At 69.4% G+C, this 20,267-nt stretch carries 21 protein-coding genes; 10 read left to right on the plus strand and 11 right to left on the minus strand.

Annotated elements, in window-relative coordinates; translation table 11 throughout:
- Nucleotides 1–124 precede the first annotated feature (124 nt).
- On the minus strand, nt 125–436 hold the full coding sequence (locus tag AC1HFH_RS15200; RefSeq protein ID WP_480243427.1) for a hypothetical protein: 312 nt from the start codon (nt 434–436) through the stop codon (nt 125–127).
- Between the two features lie 2 nt (nt 437–438).
- Between AC1HFH_RS15200 and AC1HFH_RS15205 the strand changes: the two genes are divergently transcribed.
- The gene (locus AC1HFH_RS15205; protein WP_480243428.1) at nt 439–1,206 is read left to right on the plus strand and encodes a cytochrome P450; all 768 of its coding nucleotides are present in this window, start codon (nt 439–441) and stop codon (nt 1,204–1,206) included.
- Here the strand turns inward: AC1HFH_RS15205 and AC1HFH_RS15210 are convergent.
- From AC1HFH_RS15210 to AC1HFH_RS15235, 6 genes are all read right to left on the minus strand, one after another.
- Nucleotides 1,203–1,724, minus strand: a complete 522-nt coding sequence (locus tag AC1HFH_RS15210) for a DUF4442 domain-containing protein (RefSeq protein WP_480243429.1) — start codon at nt 1,722–1,724, stop codon at nt 1,203–1,205. The two genes, AC1HFH_RS15205 and AC1HFH_RS15210, sit on opposite strands and share 4 nt — an antisense overlap.
- A 252-nt stretch (nt 1,725–1,976) precedes the next feature.
- Nucleotides 1,977–2,963: an Acg family FMN-binding oxidoreductase gene (locus AC1HFH_RS15215; protein WP_480243430.1), complete on the minus strand. Its 987-nt coding sequence runs from the start codon at nt 2,961–2,963 to the stop codon at nt 1,977–1,979.
- Nucleotides 2,964–3,036: 73 nt separating this feature from the next.
- On the minus strand, nt 3,037–4,647 hold the full coding sequence (locus tag AC1HFH_RS15220; protein WP_480243431.1) for an ABC transporter ATP-binding protein: 1,611 nt from the start codon (nt 4,645–4,647) through the stop codon (nt 3,037–3,039).
- Nucleotides 4,644–5,453: an ABC transporter permease gene (locus tag AC1HFH_RS15225; protein WP_480243432.1), complete on the minus strand. Its 810-nt coding sequence runs from the start codon at nt 5,451–5,453 to the stop codon at nt 4,644–4,646. The genes AC1HFH_RS15220 and AC1HFH_RS15225 overlap by 4 nt, the downstream gene beginning before the upstream one ends.
- Entirely contained in the window at nt 5,450–6,376 is a 927-nt protein-coding gene (locus AC1HFH_RS15230; RefSeq protein WP_480243433.1) for an ABC transporter permease, read from the minus strand. The genes AC1HFH_RS15225 and AC1HFH_RS15230 overlap by 4 nt, the downstream gene beginning before the upstream one ends.
- Nucleotides 6,373–7,890 (minus strand): ABC transporter substrate-binding protein, encoded by a 1,518-nt coding sequence (locus AC1HFH_RS15235; protein ID WP_480243434.1) that lies wholly within the window; start codon nt 7,888–7,890, stop codon nt 6,373–6,375. The genes AC1HFH_RS15230 and AC1HFH_RS15235 overlap by 4 nt, the downstream gene beginning before the upstream one ends.
- Nucleotides 7,891–8,068: 178 nt before the next feature.
- Here AC1HFH_RS15235 and AC1HFH_RS15240 point away from each other — a divergent pair, with 178 nt between their 5' ends.
- Genes AC1HFH_RS15240 through AC1HFH_RS15250 form a run of 3 tightly spaced genes read left to right on the plus strand, consistent with a single transcriptional unit; the run spans nt 8,069 to nt 9,943 of the window.
- On the plus strand, nt 8,069–8,653 hold the full coding sequence (locus tag AC1HFH_RS15240; RefSeq protein WP_480243435.1) for a biotin transporter BioY: 585 nt from the start codon (nt 8,069–8,071) through the stop codon (nt 8,651–8,653).
- Nucleotides 8,646–9,326, plus strand: coding sequence for an energy-coupling factor ABC transporter ATP-binding protein (locus AC1HFH_RS15245; protein WP_480243436.1), 681 nt, complete (start codon nt 8,646–8,648; stop codon nt 9,324–9,326). Before AC1HFH_RS15240 ends, AC1HFH_RS15245 begins: the two co-directional genes overlap by 8 nt.
- Complete coding sequence (locus tag AC1HFH_RS15250; RefSeq protein WP_480243437.1) at nt 9,323–9,943, plus strand: energy-coupling factor transporter transmembrane component T family protein; 621 nt, start codon at nt 9,323–9,325, stop codon at nt 9,941–9,943. The genes AC1HFH_RS15245 and AC1HFH_RS15250 overlap by 4 nt, the downstream gene beginning before the upstream one ends.
- 309 nt (nt 9,944–10,252) lie before the next feature.
- Here AC1HFH_RS15250 and AC1HFH_RS15255 read toward each other — a convergent pair whose 3' ends face one another.
- The gene (locus AC1HFH_RS15255) at nt 10,253–10,999 is read right to left on the minus strand and encodes a hotdog family protein (RefSeq protein ID WP_480243438.1); all 747 of its coding nucleotides are present in this window, start codon (nt 10,997–10,999) and stop codon (nt 10,253–10,255) included.
- A gap of 173 nt (nt 11,000–11,172) precedes the next feature.
- Between AC1HFH_RS15255 and AC1HFH_RS15260 the strand changes: the two genes are divergently transcribed.
- From AC1HFH_RS15260 to AC1HFH_RS15275, 4 genes are all read left to right on the plus strand, one after another.
- Nucleotides 11,173–12,348, plus strand: a complete 1,176-nt coding sequence (locus AC1HFH_RS15260) for a 3-ketosteroid-9-alpha-monooxygenase, oxygenase component (RefSeq protein ID WP_480243439.1) — start codon at nt 11,173–11,175, stop codon at nt 12,346–12,348.
- Between the two features lie 40 nt (nt 12,349–12,388).
- Nucleotides 12,389–13,567, plus strand: a complete 1,179-nt coding sequence (locus tag AC1HFH_RS15265) for an acyl-CoA dehydrogenase family protein (RefSeq protein WP_480243440.1) — start codon at nt 12,389–12,391, stop codon at nt 13,565–13,567.
- Between the two features lie 29 nt (nt 13,568–13,596).
- Nucleotides 13,597–14,502 carry a biphenyl-2,3-diol 1,2-dioxygenase gene (bphC, locus tag AC1HFH_RS15270; protein WP_480243441.1) on the plus strand — a complete coding sequence of 302 codons (906 nt, stop codon included), beginning with the start codon at nt 13,597–13,599 and terminating at the stop codon, nt 14,500–14,502.
- A gap of 188 nt (nt 14,503–14,690) precedes the next feature.
- Nucleotides 14,691–15,548: an IclR family transcriptional regulator gene (locus AC1HFH_RS15275; protein ID WP_480243442.1), complete on the plus strand. Its 858-nt coding sequence runs from the start codon at nt 14,691–14,693 to the stop codon at nt 15,546–15,548.
- Nucleotides 15,549–15,730: 182 nt separating this feature from the next.
- Here the strand turns inward: AC1HFH_RS15275 and AC1HFH_RS15280 are convergent, their stop codons facing one another.
- Nucleotides 15,731–16,348, minus strand: a complete 618-nt coding sequence (locus AC1HFH_RS15280) for a helix-turn-helix transcriptional regulator (protein ID WP_480247863.1) — start codon at nt 16,346–16,348, stop codon at nt 15,731–15,733.
- Nucleotides 16,349–16,539: 191 nt separating this feature from the next.
- On the opposite strand from AC1HFH_RS15280, the gene AC1HFH_RS15285 reads away from it, so the two are divergent.
- Nucleotides 16,540–17,046 (plus strand): flavin reductase family protein, encoded by a 507-nt coding sequence (locus AC1HFH_RS15285; RefSeq protein ID WP_480243443.1) that lies wholly within the window; start codon nt 16,540–16,542, stop codon nt 17,044–17,046.
- A 38-nt stretch (nt 17,047–17,084) separates the two neighbouring features.
- Here the strand turns inward: AC1HFH_RS15285 and AC1HFH_RS15290 are convergent, their stop codons facing one another.
- Nucleotides 17,085–17,648, minus strand: a complete 564-nt coding sequence (locus AC1HFH_RS15290; RefSeq protein WP_480243444.1) for a hypothetical protein — start codon at nt 17,646–17,648, stop codon at nt 17,085–17,087.
- Nucleotides 17,649–17,739: 91 nt separating this feature from the next.
- Here AC1HFH_RS15290 and AC1HFH_RS15295 point away from each other — a divergent pair, with 91 nt between their 5' ends.
- Nucleotides 17,740–18,354, plus strand: a complete 615-nt coding sequence (locus AC1HFH_RS15295; RefSeq protein ID WP_480243445.1) for a class I SAM-dependent methyltransferase — start codon at nt 17,740–17,742, stop codon at nt 18,352–18,354.
- A 229-nt stretch (nt 18,355–18,583) separates the two neighbouring features.
- Here the strand turns inward: AC1HFH_RS15295 and AC1HFH_RS15300 are convergent, their stop codons facing one another.
- A complete protein-coding gene (locus AC1HFH_RS15300; protein ID WP_480243446.1) occupies nt 18,584–20,227 on the minus strand; it encodes a flavin-containing monooxygenase in 1,644 nt (547 codons plus the stop codon).
- Nucleotides 20,228–20,267 lie beyond the last annotated feature (40 nt).

Below are 20,267 nucleotides of genomic sequence, written 5' to 3' on the forward strand. Positions count from 1 at the left end.
ACCGGGCCATGCTGGCACTGTCCGAGCCGGCCGCACGAATCGACCCGTACCCCGTCTACGAACAGTTGCGTGCCGCGGGTCCGGCTGTTCCCGCCTCCGACGGCACGATGCTGGTCACCGGTTATCACCAGGTTTCGGCGCTGGCCCGGGACAACCGGCTGCGGAAGCGACCGGAGAAATCCCTTGCCGCGGCCGGCCACCAGCGGTGGCGGGAACGCCCGAGCCTGCGGTTGATCTTCGGCAGCATGCTGGTCGCCAATCCGCCCCGGCACACCCGGTTGCGCCGTCCGGTTGCGGGTGCCTTCAACAGTCGCCGGGTGGCGCAGCTGAAACCGGCGATCGAACGGATCGTCGACCGGCTGCTCGACGAGATGGCGGCAGCAGGCGACACCGACTTCGTCGATGCGTTCGCCTTCCCGCTCCCGGTGACCGTCATCGGTGAACTGCTCGGCATCCCCGAACCGGACCGTAAACAGTTCCAGCCGCTGGTCCGGGACTGGACGATGGTGCTGGACCGGCTGGACGAAAACCACCGTCTCCGCGGCCGACGCGGCCGCGGAGACGATCACCGCCTACCTCGCCGATCTGCTCGAGCGGCGGCGCCGGGATCCACGCACCGACCTGCTGTCCGCGCTGGCCACCGGGGACGACGAACTGACCGACGACGAACTGGTCACCACAGCTGCGCTGCTGTTCGCCGCCGGCTTCGAAACCACCACCGGCCTGCTGTCGAACGGCCTCGTCGCACTGCTCGATCACCCCGAACAGGCGGACCGCCTCCGGGATCGGCCTGAGCTCGCCCGATCCGCCGTCGAGGAACTGCTGCGCTTCGACTCCCCTGTCCAGATCCTCACCTCCCGTACCGCACCAGAAGCGATGGAGGTCGCCGGCCTGCGGCTCGCCGCCGACCAACGGGTGATCATGCTGTTGGGCGCCGCCAACCGCGACCCCGAGGCGTTCACCGACCCCGACCATCTGAATCTCGACCGCAACGAAGCCGCCCCGCTGTCGTTCGGCGGCGGAATCCACTACTGCCTCGGCGCCGCCCTGGCCCGCCTCGAAGCCCAAGTCGCCTTCCCGGCACTGCTGCGCCGATTCCCCGACCTCACCCGAACGGCACCACCGACACCCCGCGACGGCCTCGCCCTACACGGCCTGGCCTCCCTCCCGGTCGTGATCGAACCCGCCGCCCCGCGACCGGCCTAACCGCGCAAGCGCCGGACGTACAGCGTCTGCTCGGCTCGGGCGACCACCGTGCCGTCCGCAGCACGGATCTCGGTGGCATGTTCGGTGATCGACTTCTGCCCGGCGTCCGCGACCGCGCGGATGGCAGCGGCCCGTTCTCGCGGCAGTTCCAGCACGGCGCCGAGGGCACCTCGTCCCGGAGCGAGGAACTCGATACTCGCGGTGGTGTTCCACACCCGGTACCCGGGTCCCAGCTGCCCCATCGCCATGATCCCGAAGAACGGGTCGGTCATCGACGACAGCGTGCCACCGAACGCGGCTCGGTTCGGATTGCTGTTCCACCAACGGACTCGATGCACCACCCGCACCGACGTCCAGTCCGCCGCGATATGCCGTACGCGCACCCCGGCGAAGAGGTAGGGCGGAAACACGTTGAACAGGTATCGGTAGCCGCGAGGTGACCTGCCCGGAGAGGTGATCGCACGCGGTGGCCGGTCGTCCGTGGTCCGTTTCGGTGCGGGAACAATTTCGTCGTTCAACCTGCGAATCCTCCTGTGCGGCACCAGCCCGGCCGACATTACCCGTGCCGGTCGAAGCGAGCCGCTCGCGGATACCTCCGACGGGGTTCCGGCGGGAGGCGGTGGCGGCGGATGCGCTGCTGCTGTGCAGCGTCTGCTTTCCCGGGCCAGGGGCCGGCCGGGCAGCGGCGGTTCCCGGGCGATCGCGCTCGGCCTGATCGATCCCCCCGCTGACCCGCCGGCCGGTGCGAGGAGGGTATGACCGGCTGGTCACTACAGCTCGAGCACCTGGTCGACGGGCAGACGCGGGGCCACCGGCGCATCGTCACCGGGACCGCCGGGCGCGGTACCGACTCGGACGACGACCTGCGGCACCGCCGGGTACCCGAGCAGCCCGGCGAGGAGGGTCCGGCAGCTGGGCAGTTCGGTGATGTGGGTGAGCGGGCAGGTGGCGAGTCCGGCCGCGGTCCACGCGAGCAGCGCCTCCGACAGCGCTTCCCCGGTGCGCAACCAGTCGAGCACGGTGTCGCCGACGCTGGACAGGGCGTACAGCTGCGCCCGGTCGGTGAGATCCCCCCGCTGCGGTGCGTGCGTGACGGCCGGGAAGTCCCGGGCGACCGATACCCGCGCGCTCTCCGATTCCGAGACCAGCGCCGCGCGGGGCACACCCGAGGCCGGCCGGTCGTGGCCGGTCCACCAGTGCAGTTCGGTCTGATACTCCATGTCGTACCGGCGCAGCGCGGTGGCCCGCTCGGAGGCGGCGGCCAGGCGCGGCGCGGTCTCGGCGGGCAGCAGATCGATCCCGATCCCGGCGGGAGCCACGGCGGCCCGTAGCGCCTCGAGTACTCCGGGGGTGGCCGGCGGCGCGAGCATCGGCAGCCGATCGGTGCGCCGATGTTCGATCGCGTCCGCATACCGCAGCAACCGGTTCGGCGGGTCCGGCCAGGGCCGGAAGCTCAGTTCCGCCAGCAGGTCGGCGTGCTGCCGGTCCGGTAGCCGGGTGATGTCGGCACGCCACCGGCGCGCCGCGAAGGCCACGTACAGGTGATGGATCAGCGTGCCGCAGCTGACCACCAGTTGCCGGCCGGTCGGGTCGGTGGTCGGCAGTTCCCGGCGATCGTCCCGGCGGACCTGCATCCGCTGCCCGTCGAACACCAGCCGCCACGGCTGGGTGTTGTGGATCGAGGGCGCCCGCGTCGCCTGCCCTACTGCCGACCGGACGAGTGGGCGGGCCGGGCCGTCGCTGTCGAAGCTGCTCATGGCTCCGAGTGTGGATTCCGCGGTGACCCCGCGATACGTCCGGACGTCGCAGGCGTTCGGGCCGAAGGTCCCGTCACACCCGGGTGAGCAGCGCCTCGGTAGCGAGATGGGCGGGCGCCTGCAGTATCGTCGCGGTGGTGCCGGATTCCACGATGCGGCCGCCGTCGAGCACCATCAGGTAGGGGCAGTACTCGGCAACGAGATCCATATCGTGGGTGATGAACACGATGGCGGTGCCCTGTTCGGCGCGGATCCGCGCCAGCAGGTGCATGATCGTGGCGGCGGTGGCCCGGTCGAGGGCCGAGGTGATCTCGTCGCAGACGAGAACGGCAGGTTCGGCTGCCAGGGCTCGCGCCAGTGCAACCCGCTGCCGCTGTCCGCCGGACAGTTCCCCGGGACGTTTCCCGGCCGTCTCCGGTGCGAGCTCCACCGCGGTCAGCAGCGCAGCCGTCCGGGCGGGCACCTCGCGAGGAGGAACACGGCCGATCCGCCGCAACGGGCGTCCCAGCGTCCGGGCCACTGTGTGCCGGGGGTTGAGTGCCGATGCCGGGTTCTGGGTCACCAGCTGGATATCGGTGCAGTCGCGCCGGCGACGCCGCCGGGCGAGGTCCACGGCCACCCCCGCCACATCCAGTGTGCCCCCGGCCGGATGCAATCCGGCGAGGATTCGCGCGAGAGTCGTCTTCCCGGCTCCCGATTCGCCGGCGACGGCGACGATCGCACCCGAGCGGACGGTGAGGTCGACCCCGGCCAGCACCGGTCGGTCGCCTATCGACGCTTCGACAGCACGCGCCTGCAACGCGATGCGACCGGCCGGAGGCGGTGCGGCGTCGGTTGCCGCACGATCCGGTCCCGACGCAGGGCCGGTTTCAGTGGCGATTCGGGGTATCAGAGGGCGAAGGCTGTGCCGAACGTCCAGAACTCGCTTCCGCGGCCGGTCCGGTGGTCCTGCCGGACCCGCGCCGCCGCCGGCCATGCTGTTGTTGTCGAGCGAGGCAACCCCGGGTGCGCTGCCTGCCTCGGCACCGGTCGGCGGATGCGGCGGCAACTCGATGAGGTCGTCGGCGACCGCCCGGACGGTGGCGATATCGTGCCCGGACAGCAGAACCGCGCACTGTCGACGGTCGGCGATCTCGGCGAGCAACTCGGCGATACCGGACCGGAGGCTGCCGTGCAGTCCCGCCAACGGCTCGTCCAGCACGAGAACCCCGGTGTGCCGCACCAATGCTCGTGCCAGCGCGACTCTGCGTTGCTGGCCGCCCGAAAGTTCGCCGGGACGCCGGCGCAGGTATTCCGGTCCCAGACCGACCAGGTCCAGGGTGGCCACCAGCTCCGGCTCGGTGGGGTCCGGGGCCACCTCGGAAAGCACTGTCCGTACCCGCATCATGGGGTTCAGCGCCGCCCCGGGATCCTGGCCGACGAAGGCGATTTCGGACCGGCGCAAGGTCCGCAACCGCGCCGCCGGCAAGGCGAAGACATCGCGACCCGCCACGGTCACCGAACCGGTAGAACTCGTACCGGGTGGCAGGTGGCCGAGCAGGGCGCGCATCACGGTGGTCTTGCCGGAGCCGGACGCCCCGATCAGTCCGGTGACGCGGCCCGGACGCAGCTCGAAATCGACCGGTCCGGCCAGCACCCGGCCGGATCCGGCCACGACGACCAGGTTTCGTACCTGCACACTCACCGTGGCTCCTCTCGGCCGAACTCGGTCACCGCCACGTTCACGCAGACCGCGACGACCGCGAGGGCGATGCTGGGTGCCAGCACCGACCACGGGTTGAGCAGCACCCCGGATCCGTTCTCCCGCACCATCACCGCCCAATCGGTGGTCCCGAGCGGGCCCGGCAACTGCAGGAACGATGCGGTGCCGACCAGGTACAGGCCCACCACGAACCGCAGGCCCAGTTGCGTGGTGAAGACACCGCGCAGATTCGGCAGCACCTCGCACCACACCAGGTACCAGAGGTTCTCGCCACTCGCCCGGGCCGCCTCGACATAGCCGTGCGTCGCCACCTCGCTCGCCGCAGCGGCGAACACCCGCGCGCAGTACGGTGTCCCGAACAGCAGCGCCACCACGATCAGCCCCACCGGCCCGGCTTCCGGCCACGAGGTGAGCACCAGCAGGATCCCGAGTACCGCGGGCAGCAGGATCGCCAGGTCGGCAACCGTCTCGAGGAACCGCCCGATCCGCGGCCGCAGAGCCGCGACCGTCCCCAGCAGGGCCGCCGACAGGGTGACCGCGACCGCGATCACCGTCGCCGACATCAGCAGGCCCCAGCCACCGGCCAGTACCCGGCTGCCGACGTCGCGGCCCAGCCGGTCGGTGCCGAGCCAGTGGTCGGCATCTGGCGTGGCGAACGGGATCCCGACGGGTTCCTCGACCGGGAACGGGGCCAGGGCGGGACCGGCCGCGGCGAGCGCCACCACCAGCAGGGCGGGCGCGACCACCCACCAGCGGCGCCACCGCATGCCGGGCATTCTCGCGGTCATCGGCCCTGCACCGCCCAGCTGCGGATCCCGTCGGCAACGGCGAGCAGGACCATGATCACCGCGCCGGTGCAGGCGACGACCGCGGCGATCACTGCGGTGTCGCGGTCGGCCACCGAGCCGGCCAGCAGGGCCCCGAGGCCCGGGTAGTTGAAGATCGTCTCCACCACCAGCGCACCGCCGAGCACCATACCGACCGAGGTGGCGAATCCGGCCACGATCGTCGGCAATGCGAACGGCAGGATATGCCGGAGCAGGAGACGCGTTCCGGACAGTCCGTCCAGTTCGGCGGCAGCCACATGTGGTGCGCGACCCGCATCGGACAGCGCCGACCAGACGACCCGGGTGTTCCAGCCGATCTGCGGAATCGCCAGGGCCAGGACCGGAAGCACCAGCATGTCGGCGCGGACCGGGAACCCGGAGGCTCCGGTCAGGGTGACGGCGGGCAGCCAGCCCAGCAGCAAGGCGAACAGGGTGATCAACCCGGTCGCGACAACGAACTCGGGTATCGCCGTGGCCGCGGTGGTGACCGGCTGCAGGATCCGGGCCGGCGGCCCACCGGGCCGCATCGCCCACCAGCCGCCCAGGACGACCGAGGTGAGCACCGTCAGCAGTACCGCAAGCCCGCCCAGCAGCAGCGTGGGTCCCACGGTGCCGGACAGCAGATCGCCGACCGGCTGACCGCGTGCCGTCCGGCCGAAATCGCCGGACAGCACCTCCCCGATCCAGGTGCCGAACCGGAGCAGCACCGGCCGGTCCAGTCCGAGTTCCCGTTCCTTCGCCGCGATCTGTTCCGGCCCGGCCGACCGGCCCAGCGCCGCCCGGGCCGCATTGCCGGGTAACAGGTCGACGGCGACGAACACCACGGCCAGCAGCGCGAACAGCAGGGCGATGCGGCGGACCAGCATCCGCAGGAAGCCACTCACCCCGCCAGCCAGGCCCGTTCCAGCTGGACGCGGGCGAAGCCACCGAGTTCCGGCAGGTCCCGCAGCCGTGTGGTGGCGACATCGATCCCGTCGGCCATCCCCCACACCAGGTAGCCGCCCCGTTCGTACTCGATGCGCTGCAACTCCCGGCCGGCCGCGGCCCGTTCGGCCGGATCCGCCGCGCCCAGGGCCCGGGCGGTGGCCGCATCGAATTCGGCGTCGTCGAAGGCGGTTTCGTTGCGATCGGATCCGCTCGACATCAGATTGTTGGCGTAGAACAGTGTGGAATCGTTGGTTCCCCAGGAGACGGTGTAGCAGGAGGCCTGCAGCCAGGTCTCGTCGTAGAACGTGCCCGAATCCTGCTCGACCACCTCGAATCGGACGCCGATCTCGGCAACCTGGCCGGCGATCAGCCGGGCGGACTCCACTTCACCGGGCGCCTCGGCCTTGGTGGCCAGCCGGTAGCTGCGGCCGGTATCGAATCCGGCCTCGCGCAGCAGTTTCCGGGCGCGGTCCCGATCGCGGGTACGTTGCGGCAGGCTCGTATCGTAGGCCGGGTCCGCGGTGCCCAGGACGTCGTTGGCGACGCTGCCGTACCCGGAGTGCACCTGGTCCACCAGTTCCTGCCGGTCCACCCCGAGCCGGATCGCGGTGCGGACCCGCGGGTCGGCGAACGGGCCGTCGGAGGTCCGCATCGCCAGGCCCAGCATGGTGTCGTCCGGCCGCCGGATCACCTGCAGATCGTCGCGCCCCGCCGCACTGCGCCCGGCGATCGCCCCCACATCGGAGGCCAGATCGATCTGCCCGCTGAGCACTGCGTTGCTCAAGGCGGTGGTGCTTTCGAACATGGTGACCTCGATGGCCTCCAGCAGCGGCGGGCCGCCGAACCACTGCTCGTTGCGGATCAGCCGCGCATCGCCGTTGCGGTAGGATTCCAGCCGGAACGGGCCGGTGCCGTTACCGGCAGCGAAATCGGTTGTCCCCTCCGGCACCGTGAAGGTCATCAGGCGGACCAGCAGTGGCAGTTGCGAATTCGGTTCGTCGGTGGTGAGCACCACCCGGCCGGGCCCGTCGGTGGCGACGGCCTCCGCCGGGACCGGCATCTTGGAGGGCCCGCCTACGTCACGCAGCCGCCGCAGCGACCAGGCGACATCGTCCGCCGTGACCGGCCGGCCGTCGTGGAACTGTGCCCCGTCGGCCAGGGTGAACGTCCAGCTCCGCCGGTCGGCGGACGGCTCCCAGGACTGTGCCAGCCGGGGAACGACATTCGGATCCCCGCCCGGCACGGTCAGGGCGTCGTGGATCAGCGCGGTGATCAGGAAGTCGCTGGCATTGCTGAGGTTCGCGTGCGGGTCGCGTTCGGTTCGCGACGGTGTTCCGAGAGCGCCGACCCGGAGCGTGCCACCCGGCCGCGCCGGGCCGCCGAGGTCCGGACCGTTGCTGCAGGCCGCGACGAGTAGTAGCGACCCCACGCCGATTCCGGACCGGAACAGCTGTCGGCGGCTCATTTCCATGGTGCGCTCCTCATCCTGCCGGTCCCCACGTGTGTGCGAACCCCCGACCATCCAGACTAGGGCAGCCTAGCCTTATTCAATGGGGATCGGCTCGCGGAGCCGTGAGACTCTCCCACACCGGCCCGGCAACCCGCCTGCTACGTTCGACGCCGTTCGAACTGGTTGTGGAGGATGTGTCGTGGTTGGTGTCGAGAAGTCGCACGGCGTGCGGGGTGCGTTCTCCGCCCGGGATCTGGCCCAGATCGCGGTGTTCGCGGCGCTGATCGCCGCGCTCGGCCTGCCCGGCGCCATCACGGTCGGTTTCAGCGGTGTACCGATCACGGTGCAGACCCTGGGCGTCGTTCTCGCCGGCGCGGTGCTGGGCGCCCGGAAGGGCGTGGCCGCGGTCGCGGTATTCATTACGCTGACGATGATCGGACTGCCGCTGCTGTCGGGCGGACGCACCGGTCTCACCGCACTCGCCGGGCCCACAGCCGGCTATTTGATCGGCTGGCTGCCCGCGACACTGGTCATCGGCATGCTCACCGCCCGAATTCTGCCCAGGTACCCGCTGGTTCCGGCGCTGCTGATCAACGCACTCGGCGGGCTCGTGATCATCTACTCCTGCGGCGTCCTGGGCCTGCTGGTGCGCACCGACCTCGGGGTATGGGCAGCGGTCAGCACGAACTTCGCGTTCGTGCCCGGCGATCTGCTGAAGGTCGTGGTCGCGACGGTGGTCGCCAAGGGTGTGCACCGCGCCTATCCGGGGTTGATTCGTGAGTGAGATCGTCTTCGACGCGGTCCGGCACTCATTCGGGCAGCGGCAAGTCCTGACCGGCATCGACCTCGTACTGCGGGAACGCCGGATCGGTATCGTCGGCGGCAACGGCTCCGGGAAATCGACGCTCGCGCGCATGATCAACGGGCTGTCGGTCCCGGACTCGGGCACGGTGACGGTCGATGGTCTCGATGTGGCGCGCAAGGGTGCCCGGGTGCGACGCAAGGTCGGCTTCGTCTTCACCGACCCGGACACCCAGATCGTGATGCCCACCGTCGCCGAGGACCTCGCATTCTCGCTGCGCCGCACCGGCCTGGCCAAACCGGAGATCACTGCCCGGGTCGAGGAGATGCTGCAACGTTTCGGGCTCGACGGGCACGCCGACCATCCGGCGCATCTGCTCTCCGGCGGGCAGAAGCAGCTGCTTGCTCTGGGTGCGGTGTTGATCCGCCGCCCCGAGGTGATCGTCGCCGACGAACCGACCACCCTGCTGGACCTGCGCAACGCCCGAATGGTCGGCGAGGCCCTGGCCGCGATGGACCAGCAGGTGATCGTGGTGACCCATCAACTCGGCCTGCTGGACGACTTCGACCGGGTCGTCGTGCTGGACGACGGCGCGGTCGTCTTCGACGGCGGCCCGGCGGAGGCCATCGCGGCCTACCGGCGCCTGGCCGGATGATCGGGCTGTACCGCCCGGGCAACTCCGCCGTCCACCGGTTGCCCCCCGGGCCGAAGTTGCTGCTGCTCGTCGCCGGAATCGTCGCCGTGACGATGGCCGGCACTCCCCTGCGCATCGCCGGCGCCGGCGCAGCGGTGACCGGCCTGTTCGCCCTGGCCGTGATTCCGTGGCGGGTGGTCCTCGCGCAGCTTCGGCCGGTGGCCCCGATGGTGCTGGTCATCGGCGCGTTCCAACTGCTCATCACCACCCCGGCCCGGGCCTTCGTGGTGTGCGGTGCGCTGCTGATATCGGTGGCGCTGGCAGCATTGGTCACCCTCACCACCCGGGTAGTCGACCTCCTGGACGTCCTGACCCGCGTCCTCACCCCACTGCGACGGCTCGGCGTCGACCCGGAACGCGTGGCCCTGCTGCTGGCCCTGACCATCCGCTGCATCCCGCTGATCACCGGCATCGTGCGCGAGGTCGCCGAGGCCCGCCGCGCCCGCGGCCTGTCCTGGTCCCTCACCGCCCTCGTCACCCCGGTCCTGGTCCGCACCCTGCGCACCGCCGACGCCCTCGGCGACGCCCTGGCCGCCCGCGGCTTCGACGACCCGGCGCCGACCGACGAGTCGGCCTAGCAGACCTGGCCACCACCACCCGACAGTGCAATGACCAGGCCGTATCCGACCATCACGGTAAGTATCCCGGCGCAGCTCAGGACCGACCAGGGTCCCCCTCGGGTGAACGCGTAACCGCCCACGAAGATCGCTGGACCGAGGAATATCGAGACCACGATATAGCTCGCGGCCAGCATTACCGGCCCCTGAGCACTCCGGCGATCGCCGGCTCGTCGCCGTGTCTCACCGCCATGCGCACACTCCCTTGTCGGCCGCGGGGCTACTGCCTGGAGAGCGTATCGAAGCGACGCGCGAGCATTCGTCGCCGAATCACCCCCGGGCGAAAGTGGCCCAGGCGCGGACGGCGATCCGACCGTCCGGCGCGGTACCGGTCAGCGTGATGTCGATGCACCGCTCACCGTCCTGCCGGTACTCCTGCACGAAGTGCCCGGTGCAGGTGAGGATCTCGCCCGGCCAGAGCGGGCGCAGTGACCGGGTGCGGAACCGCCGCAGTCGGGTGGGGCCCAGCAGGTCGGTGGCGTAGGAGGCCAGGACGGTTGCCGACAGCGGGGTGCCGAGCGGATCGGGTGTGTTCGCCGCATCCGGCTGCCCACGGTGGAAGTCTGCTTCCGTGACCGGTCCCAGTGCCGCCGCCGGGCCGACCGCCACGCGATCGGGGGCCGGTCGCGGTGCGCCGGCGGTCCCGGTCGTGGCCGGGCAGTCGGCACTGCTCGCCCAGGCCTCGGCGACCAGCCGGCCGGTCCGGTCGAAATAGCGGGTTGCCGCGGTCACTGCGGTACCCCGGCGTTCGATCCGTGCCAGGGCGGTCAGCGGGTCTCCGGCCCGGGGTGGGCTGCCGAAGAAGCGGTGGTCGGTCTCGGTGGCCGGACCGGGATCGGTCTGCGACTCCGAATCCGGCAGCCACGCCGGCAGGAAGGTCGCAGGCAGTACCGGGTCGGTCGCCAGGTGGTCCGGGTGCCGGGTGTGTGCCGCCGCGGCGAACTTTCGCACCGCCGCCGGCGCCGGACCGAATTCGACCGGCGTGCCCAGCAGGCCGGTCGCCGCAGTGTTCACCATGGTCACTCCCTGACGTCGTCGGCGATGAGTGGAACGTGTTCGCCCACGGTATGCCGAGGCCGGTCACCGGGCCGGAAACGTGTCCACTGACCGGGACGGCAGCGCCGGTATCTCCGTGACCGGAGTCACCATCGGTGACAGTCACACAACTCCGTTGGGACATGGAGGTTCCGATGCCGGGTCATTCACCGAACGGCCACGCACCGCACGGTGCAGACGAGTACCGCACAATCGAGGCTGCCGCCGCGCCGGCCAGGTTCGCCCGGGGCTGGCACTGCCTCGGGCTGCTGAAGTCCTTCCAGGACGGCAAGCCGCACGAGGTCAAGGCCTTCGGGACCACCCTGGTGGTTTTCCAGTCGGAGACCGACGGCTCGATCAATGTGCTGGACGCCTACTGCCGGCACATGGGTGGCAACCTCGCGCACGGCACGGTCAAGGGCGATTCGATCGCCTGCCCGTTCCACGACTGGCGCTGGGGCGGCAACGGCCGATGCACCGGCATCCCCTACGCGCGCCGGGTCCCGCCGCTGGCCAAGACCCGGGCCTGGCCGACGCTGGAACGCAACGGCCAGCTCTACATCTGGCACGACCCGCAGGGCAAGAAGCCGACCGATGACGTCACCATTCCCGAGATCGAGGGTTACGGCAGCCCGGAATGGACCGACTGGACCTGGAATTCGATGCTGATCGAAGGGTCGCACTGCCGCGAGATCGTCGACAACGTCGTCGATATGGCGCACTTCTTCTACGTGCACTACTCGTTCCCGCGCTATTTCAAGAACGTATTCGAAGGCCACGTCGCCACCCAGTACATGCGGTCCACCCCGCGCGGTGACATCGAAGTGGGGACCAGCTACGACGACCCGAATTCGACGCTGCGTTCGGATGCGTCGTATTTCGGCCCGTCCTACATGATCGATTGGCTGTGGAGCGAGGCCAACGGCATGACCATCGAGACGGTGCTGATCAACTGCCACTACCCGGTCAGCGAGAACTCGTTCGTCCTGCAGTACGGCGCGATGGTCAAGAAGCCCGAGGGCATGTCCGATGCCGACGCCGAGGCGATGGCGGCCCAGTTCGCCCACGGCGTCGAGATCGGTTTCGAACAGGACGTCGAGATCTGGAAGAACAAGGCGCCCATCGACAATCCGCTGCTCTCGGAGGAGGACGGGCCGGTCTACCAGCTGCGCCGCTGGTACAAGCAGTTCTACGTCGACGTCGAAGACGTCACCGAGGACATGACCAAACGCTTCGAATTCGAGATCGACACCGAACGCGCCGTCACCAGCTGGGAAGCCGAAGTCGCCGACAACATCGCCAAGGGCCGCGTCGTCGACACCAGTGCGTGACCACCTCCCCATCCACCCTCGTAGAGAAAGCATCCCCACGATGACCAGTGTTCCCGACAACATCGCGGCGATCGCCGACCGGCTGCGCGAGCAGTCGCCGGAGGCGGACCGGCTCGGGCAGCTGCCCGACGACACCGCCAAGCTGCTGAAGAAGGCCGGCCCGATCAAACTCCTGCAGCCGAAGAAGTACGGCGGTTTCGAGGCGCACCCCCGCGAGTTCGCCGAGACCGTGATGCAGGCCGCCTCGCTGGATCCGGCGACGGGCTGGATCTGCGGCATCGTGGGCGTGCATCCGTGGCAGCTGGCCTTCGCGGACCCGAAGGTGCAGGAAGAGGTGTGGGGCACCGACACCGACACCTGGATCGCCTCGCCGTACGCCCCGACCGGTATCGCCCGCCCGGTCGACGGCGGCTACATCTTCAACGGCCGCTGGCAGTTCAGCTCCGGCACCGACCACTGCGACTGGATCTTCCTCGGCGCCATGCTCGGCGACGCGGACGGCAACATGGCGACCCCGCCGACCATGCTGCACATGATCCTGCCCCGCTCGGACTACGAGATCGTCGAGGACTCCTGGAATGTCGTCGGGCTCAAGGGCACCGGCTCCAAGGACATCATCGTCAAGGATGCGTTCGTGCCCTCCTACCGGGTGATGAACGGCGACCACGTCATCGACGGCACCGCGCAGCGGGAGTACGGCGCGACCGAGACGCTGTACCGGATGCCCTGGTCGACGATGTTCCCGCTGGGCATCAGCTCCGCGGTGGTCGGCATCGCCGAGGGCGCCCTGGCCGCGCATCTGGACTATCAACGCGACCGGGTCGGCGCCCAGGGCACCGCGATCAAGGACGACCCGTATGTGCTGTTCGCGATCGGTGAGGCCGCCGCGGATATCAATGCGGCCCGGCAGGAACTGCTGGCCAATGTCGACCGTATCTGGGACATGGTCGATGCGGGCAAGGAGATCACTTTCGCCGATCGGGCGATGGGCCGGCGCACCCAGGTGCGGGCGGCCTGGCGCGCCGTGATGGCGGTGGACCAGATCTTCGCCCGCTCCGGCGGCAACGCACTGCGGATGGACAAGCCGCTGCAGCGGTTCTGGCGGGATGCGCACGCCGGACTCAACCATGCCATCCACGTGCCGAGCACCGTGTTCCACGCCTCGGCGCTGAGCTCGCTGGACATCGATCCGCCGCAGCATCTGCGCTCGATGATCTGACCTTTTCGGACAAGGATTAGAGAAAGACCATGACTGACATCAAGAGCCTCGGCTACGTCAAGGTTCAGACCACCGATATGGACCGCTGGCGGACGTTCGCCTTCGACGTCCTCGGCTTCGCCGAAGGTTCCGGTCCGGATGAGAACGCCCTCTACCTGCGGATGGACGAGCGTGCCGCCCGCCTGGTGGTGGTGCCCGGCGACACCGACCGGGTGGTGACCATCGGCTGGGAGGTTCGTGATCACGCCGCCCTGCAACGTGTCCAGGAGAAGGTGACGGCGGCCGGGATCGCGGTCAAGCCGCTGTCGGTCGAGGAGGCCGACGCCCGCCGAGTCGAGGAGGTCATCACCTTCGAGGACCCGACCGGAGCCACCCTGGAAGTGTTCCACGGCGCGGTGCTCGACCACAGCCCCGTGGTGACCCCGTTCGGTGCCCGGTTCGTGACCGGCGCGCAGGGCCTGGGCCATGTGGTGCTGCCCGCCATGGATCTGAACGGCGCGTTCGAGTTCTACACCGAGGTGCTCGGCTTCCTGCCCCGCGGCGCGTTCCGGGTGCCGGCCCCGCCGGAGTTCGGTCCGCTGCGGGTCCGCTTCATGGGGGTCAACGAGCGGCATCACAGCCTCGCCCTGTGCCCGGCGCCGCACGGCGGCGCCCCCGGCCTGGTGCACATCATGGTGGAGGTGGACAGCCTCGACGCGGTCGGCCAGGCCCTGGACCGTGTGACGAAGGACGGTTTCTCGGTGTCGTCGACATTGGGCCGGCACACCAACGACAAGATGGTGTCGTTCTACGTCCGCGCCCCCGGCGGCTGGGACATCGAGTTCGGCACCGAGGGCATGCGGGTCGACGAAAAGTACTACACCGCAGAGGAAATCACCGCGGACAGCTACTGGGGTCACGACTGGTCCGGTAGCGAGCCGCTCGCGGCGATGTAGCCACCACCGGCTTCCGGGAAACGACGGCCCCCGGTCCGAGCCCAACGCTCGGACCGGGGGCCGTCGGCGGTTTTCAGACGTAGTGACGGGTTCATGTGACAGCGCACACATGGGTGTGATACAAATAGGCATATACCTAATCGGCATATGGATTAGGTGCTCAGCTCTCAGACCTGCGGAGGTCCCCCATGACAATCCAGGCCGACGCCACCACCCCGAGCGCCGTCATCGACCGCGTCTCCCTCGTCCTCGATGCCTTCGACGGGCCCGGACGACTGACCCTCGCGCAGATCGTCCGGCGCACCGGGCTGCCGCGGTCCTCGGCACACCGCATGCTGGAACGCCTGGTCAAGCTGCGCTGGCTGCGCCGCGACGGCCGCGACTACGAACTCGGCCTGCGCCTGATGGAGCTGGGCTCGCTCGCCGTGCACCAGGACCGCGTGCACCGGGCCGCCGTCCCGTTCCTGCACGAACTGCACCGGGCCACCGGCTACGTCGTGCACCTCGCCGTACTCGACGGACCCGACGTGGTCTACCTGGAGAAGATCGGTGGCCGGCTGGCCGCCGCCGTCCCGACCCGGGTCGGCGGCCGCCACCCTGCGCACTGCACCGCTGTCGGCAAGGCCATCCTCGCCTACAGCGGCGACGATGCCGCCGAGACCTTCGAACCCGGCACCGCCGGAGCCAAGACCCGCTACTCGATCGCCAGCCGCAACCAGCTGCGCAACGAACTGGCCAAGGTCTGCGCCCACGGCATCGCGTTCGAACGCGAAGAATCACTGCCCGGATTCGGCTGCGTCGCCGCGCCCGTCGGCAACATCGGCGAAGCGGTCGCCGCCGTCTCCATCTGCGGCCCGGTCGACCGGATGAGCTTCGACCAGCGCCTCGCCGCCCCCGTCCGAATGACCGCGCTGGGCATCTGGCGCAATGTCGAGGACGGCCAGGTGCGGGTGCACCCGACCCTGCAGCAGGCCCGACCCCTGCAGGCCGCCGGACCCCGGCGGACGCCCGCCGCCCGGCCGGTCACCGAGGCGCAATACGCCTGAACGGTCGTCCCTGCACCACCTCACGTGGCCGTCGGACAGTGCCAGCAGGCACGAGCCATGCGCGTGCCACCCGGCGCCCCGAAAGACCGTGCATCGAAACGCGCGGCCGTGCATCGCCGACAGTGCAAGACTGCACATGTCGATGCACGGCCGCAGCAGTGAAGGCCTTACGACTCCTGCACCTAATCGTCGTACAGGCCCGCTTCCTGGACGCGCTTCTCGATTTCTCGCCAGTGCCCCGGCGTCGGGTGCGGGTACTCGGACCGGTCGTCGTGTTCGGCCTTGCTCAGCATGATTTCGGCGGCGTCGATCTCTTCGATCAGTTCCTGGGCGAGCTGCTGTTCCATCGCGTAGTACCGTTCGGCCCAGCGCAGCACTATCTGCGAATAGGCCCAGCCCGGTTCGTCCTTCGCCGCTTCCGAGTCGACTGCCGCATGCCGCTCCAGATACCGGGTGTCGGAGATGTGGTTGCGCAGAATCTCTTTCAGACGTTCCGGCGAACTCAGGTGCCCGAACATCACGCGCAGCATCACATGGTGTTTCAGCATCGGGCGATCCACCGGTGCGCCCACGGCCCACTCGGTCACTGCCGCCCGGCCGGCATCGGTGATCCGGTACAGGCGGCGGCCCCGCATGGCGTTGTCGCTGTCCACCCGCGATTCCGCGAAACCGTGCCGTTCCAGCTTCTTCAGTTCCGAGTAGATCTGACTGTAGGACGGGCTCCAATAGAAGTAACGCAGACTCCAGTCGGCCCACTTCTTCAGGTCGTAGCCGGAGACTTCCTCCTCGTAGGAGAGCATCGCGAGTACGGCCCAGCTGGTCGGCGGCAGGTTGATCGCACCGGGGTCGGATTCGCTCGCAGTCACCGCCGAATGTTACCAACCAGGAACATAGCCTTTCCGGACCGGCTGCCGCTGACCGGGAGAACGCATTGAGCGCCGCCACCCGGCGTCGGATGCTGGGGATCGACAGTACTTTCGGGAGGATTCATATGAGTGCAGACCACACCACCGTCGCCCCGGGCATCCCCGGCCCCGCCGATCTGCGCAAGGTGCTCGGACACTTCGCCACCGGCGTCGCCGTGATCGCCGCGCACGACGGCACCCGGCCCCTGGGTTTCGCCTGCCAGTCGGTGGTGTCGGTATCGCTACAACCGCCCTACGTGTCGTTCTGCCCGGCCAAGACCTCCACCAGCTGGCCCCTGCTGCGCGACACCGGCAGCCTGTGCATCAACATCCTCGCCCAGCACCAGAGCGCCCTGTGCCGCCAGTTCGCCGTCAGCGGCGGCGACAAGTTCGCCGGTGTCGACTGGACCCCTGCCGGCAACGGCGCCCCGGCCCTGTCCGGCGCCCTCGCCCGGATCGAGGCCACCACCGAACTCGAACACGAGGCCGGCGACCACACCATCGTCCTGGCCCGGATCACCGACCTGCACGCCGACGAGAACGGTCGGCCGCTGCTGTTCTACAAGGGGGGTTTCGGCGGTTTCGCCGGCTGATCGCGTACCCGGACGGGGCCGGACCGCCCTGTGCTTCCTCACGTAGCCCGGGCCAGCCTCCGCATGATGGTCGAGAGGTCCTCCGGAGGGGCGATAGCCATCGTCCGGCTCTCCGGATCCAGCTCCGTAATCGAGGTCAAGGTGCCGGCTCGCCACCAGAACACTCGCGGAGAGAGGCGGCCCGGTCCGTCCTCGTACGCGCCCAGTCCGAACTGCGCGAGGGCGTTGACCGCCTCGACCACGTGGCTGTCGCCGAGCGGGTAGAGCACGAGGTTGTGGCGGTTCGGGACCGTGAGCAGTGCTCCGTCGTCAGGAAGTTCGGGGCCACCGGCGGCGCGCAGTGTCTCCTCGAGAACGAGGACCTTAGCTCTCGACTCGCTCCCTCCACGATCCCGGGTGCGGGAACGCTGGAACCGGAAACCGTTTGACCTGAATCGAATTGAGACCGATTCAACGGATACGATGCCTCCCTGGGCCACCACGCCGCAGGCTGCTCGTCGCGGGCCGCGGGTGTTCACCTCACCGGCCTGACGAACCCGATCGTCGACGCCGAACGGGACCCCTCCTCGGTCCGGAACGACGACCACGGCCGACGACGCCATGCCGCGTGGACCGGTCCGACGCGGTCGGCTCGGGACGTCATGGGGCCGGCCACGCCCGGTGGACTACCGTGATCTCCGAGGAGGACACCCCATGAACGCACGCACCCCCAGCAAATGGGAAGAGATCGTCGCCGCCGACCCGGATCACTCCACCTGGTATGTCGAGCGGTTCCGGAAGCTGCAGGCCGAGGGCCAGGACATCTTCGGGGAGGCGCGGCTGATCGACGCCATGCTGGGGCGCGGTGGGCGGGTGCTGGATGCCGGATGCGGGGCCGGGCGTCTCGGCGGGTATCTGCACCGGGCCGGGCATGCGGTGGTGGGGGTCGATGTCGATCCGGTGCTGATCGCGGCGGCGGAGGAGGATCATCCGGGGCCCACCTGGCTGGTCGGTGATCTGGCCGAGCTCGATCTGCCGGCGCGCGGCGTCGAGGCCGGTTTCGACATCATCGTGTGCGCCGGGAATGTGATGACTTTCCTCGCTCCGACGACCCGGCGCACGGTGCTGGCCGGGTTCGCCCGCCATCTGGCACCGGCGGGCCGGGTCGTCATCGGGTTCGGTGCCGGCCGCGATTACGAGTTCGCGGACTTCTTCACCGACGCGGCCGCGGCGGGCCTGAATCCGGAGCTGCGTCTGTCGACCTGGGACCTGCGCCCGTTCACCGACGACTCCGATTTCCTGGTCGGTGTGCTGTCGGTGGCGCGGTAGTCGACCACGACACCGCCGCATCCAGGACTCGGCGCCCACCGGGTCCGCGCCGGAATCGGCAGGCATCTGCCGCACACCCGAACCTCGACAGTGCGGCTACCGGGCAGCGGTTCTCGGGCCCGGTGCTGCCTGCCGTATCCGGCGACGACGCCGCGCCGGAATGGGACGACCCGGCCGGAACTGTCGCCACTCTCCTGGCCGCGGGCCGCTCGCGTTCCTGTCGACAGCACTACACGGTGATCACGTCGAACCCCTTGTACCCGGCTGCCGCAACGTCGGCGATGATCTCGCCGTACACCCCGAATCCGCCGAGGAACGGCATGAACACCCGAGGCCGGCCGGGGATGTTCGCCCCCAGATACCAGGAATTCGCTTGCGGCATCAGCGTTCCCGCGGCCCGTTCGGCGCATTCGGCGACCCAATCCGCGACGGCATCGGGCCGCGCTTCCAGTGCGGTCGCCTCAGCGCGGTCGAGGTAGGTGATCGCGTCGGCGACCCAGTCGACGTGCAGTTCCGAATGCAGCACCATGTTCGCCAGAACCGAGGGGCTGCCGGGCCCGGTCAGGTTGAACAGGTTGGGGAAGCCGTCGACACCGAGGCCCAGGTAGGTCTTGGGGCCCTCGCTCCAGGCTTCGTTGAGCGTCCGCCCGCCGCGGCCGGCGATGTTCATCTTGGCGACCGAACCGGTCATGGCGTCGAATCCGGTGGCGAGCACCAGGGTGTCGAGGGGGTAGTGCGCGTCGGTGGTGTGCACGCCCTCGGCGTCGATCCGTTCGATCGGGGTGGCGCGCAGGTTCACCAGGTCGACGTTGTCGCGGTTGTAGGTCTGGAAGTAGTTGCTGTCGGTGCAGATTCGCTTCGCACCGATCGGATGGTCCTGCGGGATGAGCAGGTCGGCGACGGCCGGGTCGTCGATGACCGCACGCACCTTCTCCTCCCAGAACAGCCGGGCGGTGTCGTTGGCTTCGCGGGTGACCATCTGGTCCGGGAACGTCTTGCTGAACAGCACCCCGCCCAGCTGCCAGCGCTCCTCGTAGGCGGCGCGCCGCTCCTGCTCGGACACCTCGAGGGCCGACTTCGGATGGGCGCGGTGCGGTGACCCGCCGCCGCTGGTCCAGGACAGCCGCCGCCGCTCGGCGTAGTTCTGCTTCTGCTGCCGGCGGGTCTCCTCGTCCAGGGGCTTGTTGCCGGCGGGGACGCTGTAGTTGGGGGTGCGCTGGAACACCTGCAGGTGTGCCGCCTGCTTCGCGATCTCCGGAATGGCCTGGATACCGGACGATCCGGTGCCGATCACGCCGACCCGCTGCCCGGTGAAATCCACACCTTCGTGCGGCCAGGAGGATGTGTGCAGAATCCGGCCGGCGAAGCTGTCCAGTCCGTCGATCGCGGGAACGTTCGCGTTCGACAGCGGGCCGGTGGCCAGGACCACGAACCGGGCCGAGACCTCGCGGCCGGTGTCGGTGCGGACCTGCCAGCGCAGTGTGTCCTCGTCGAGGACGATATCGGTCACCCGGGTGCCGAACGCGATATCGCGGCGCAGGTCGTAGCGCTCGGCTACATGCTCGAGGTAGGCGAGGATCTCCGGCTGGGTGGCGTACTTCTCGCTCCAGTCCCACTCCTGCTGCAACGCGTCGTCGAACGAGTACGAGTAGTCGATGCTCTCGACATCGCAGCGGGCCCCGGGGTAGCGGTTCCAGTACCACACGCCACCCACCCCGTCGGCGGCCTCGAACGCCTGCACGGTCAGCCCGTTGCTGCGGAACCGGTGGATCGCGTAGAGACCGGCGATACCCGCACCGACGACCACCACGTCGACGCCGGATCGGTGGTTCCCTGCTGACGATGGCGTCTCGGGGTTCACAGTGCCTCCCATTTCGATGGAGTCGGAAGTCTTTCCCGCGACGGTAGGAACA

It is taken from the genome of Nocardia sp. KT25-26, assembly GCF_056627695.1.

Coding starts and splice junctions, on each gene's coding strand:
- AC1HFH_RS15200 (WP_480243427.1), bottom strand. CDS start 436: ATGACGGTCACCGGGAGCGGGAAGGCGAACGCATCGACGAAGTCGGTG.
- AC1HFH_RS15215 (WP_480243430.1), bottom strand. CDS start 2,963: ATGAGCAGCTTCGACAGCGACGGCCCGGCCCGCCCACTCGTCCGGTCG.
- AC1HFH_RS15225 (WP_480243432.1), bottom strand. CDS start 5,453: ATGACCGCGAGAATGCCCGGCATGCGGTGGCGCCGCTGGTGGGTGGTC.
- AC1HFH_RS15235 (WP_480243434.1), bottom strand. CDS start 7,890: ATGGAAATGAGCCGCCGACAGCTGTTCCGGTCCGGAATCGGCGTGGGG.
- AC1HFH_RS15250 (WP_480243437.1), top strand. CDS start 9,323: ATGATCGGGCTGTACCGCCCGGGCAACTCCGCCGTCCACCGGTTGCCC.
- AC1HFH_RS15255 (WP_480243438.1), bottom strand. CDS start 10,999: ATGGTGAACACTGCGGCGACCGGCCTGCTGGGCACGCCGGTCGAATTC.
- AC1HFH_RS15260 (WP_480243439.1), top strand. CDS start 11,173: ATGCCGGGTCATTCACCGAACGGCCACGCACCGCACGGTGCAGACGAG.
- AC1HFH_RS15265 (WP_480243440.1), top strand. CDS start 12,389: ATGACCAGTGTTCCCGACAACATCGCGGCGATCGCCGACCGGCTGCGC.
- bphC (WP_480243441.1), top strand. CDS start 13,597: ATGACTGACATCAAGAGCCTCGGCTACGTCAAGGTTCAGACCACCGAT.
- AC1HFH_RS15275 (WP_480243442.1), top strand. CDS start 14,691: ATGACAATCCAGGCCGACGCCACCACCCCGAGCGCCGTCATCGACCGC.
- AC1HFH_RS15280 (WP_480247863.1), bottom strand. CDS start 16,348: ATGCTCTCCTACGAGGAGGAAGTCTCCGGCTACGACCTGAAGAAGTGG.
- AC1HFH_RS15285 (WP_480243443.1), top strand. CDS start 16,540: ATGAGTGCAGACCACACCACCGTCGCCCCGGGCATCCCCGGCCCCGCC.
- AC1HFH_RS15290 (WP_480243444.1), bottom strand. CDS start 17,648: ATGGCGTCGTCGGCCGTGGTCGTCGTTCCGGACCGAGGAGGGGTCCCG.
- AC1HFH_RS15295 (WP_480243445.1), top strand. CDS start 17,740: ATGAACGCACGCACCCCCAGCAAATGGGAAGAGATCGTCGCCGCCGAC.
- AC1HFH_RS15300 (WP_480243446.1), bottom strand. CDS start 20,227: ATGGGAGGCACTGTGAACCCCGAGACGCCATCGTCAGCAGGGAACCAC.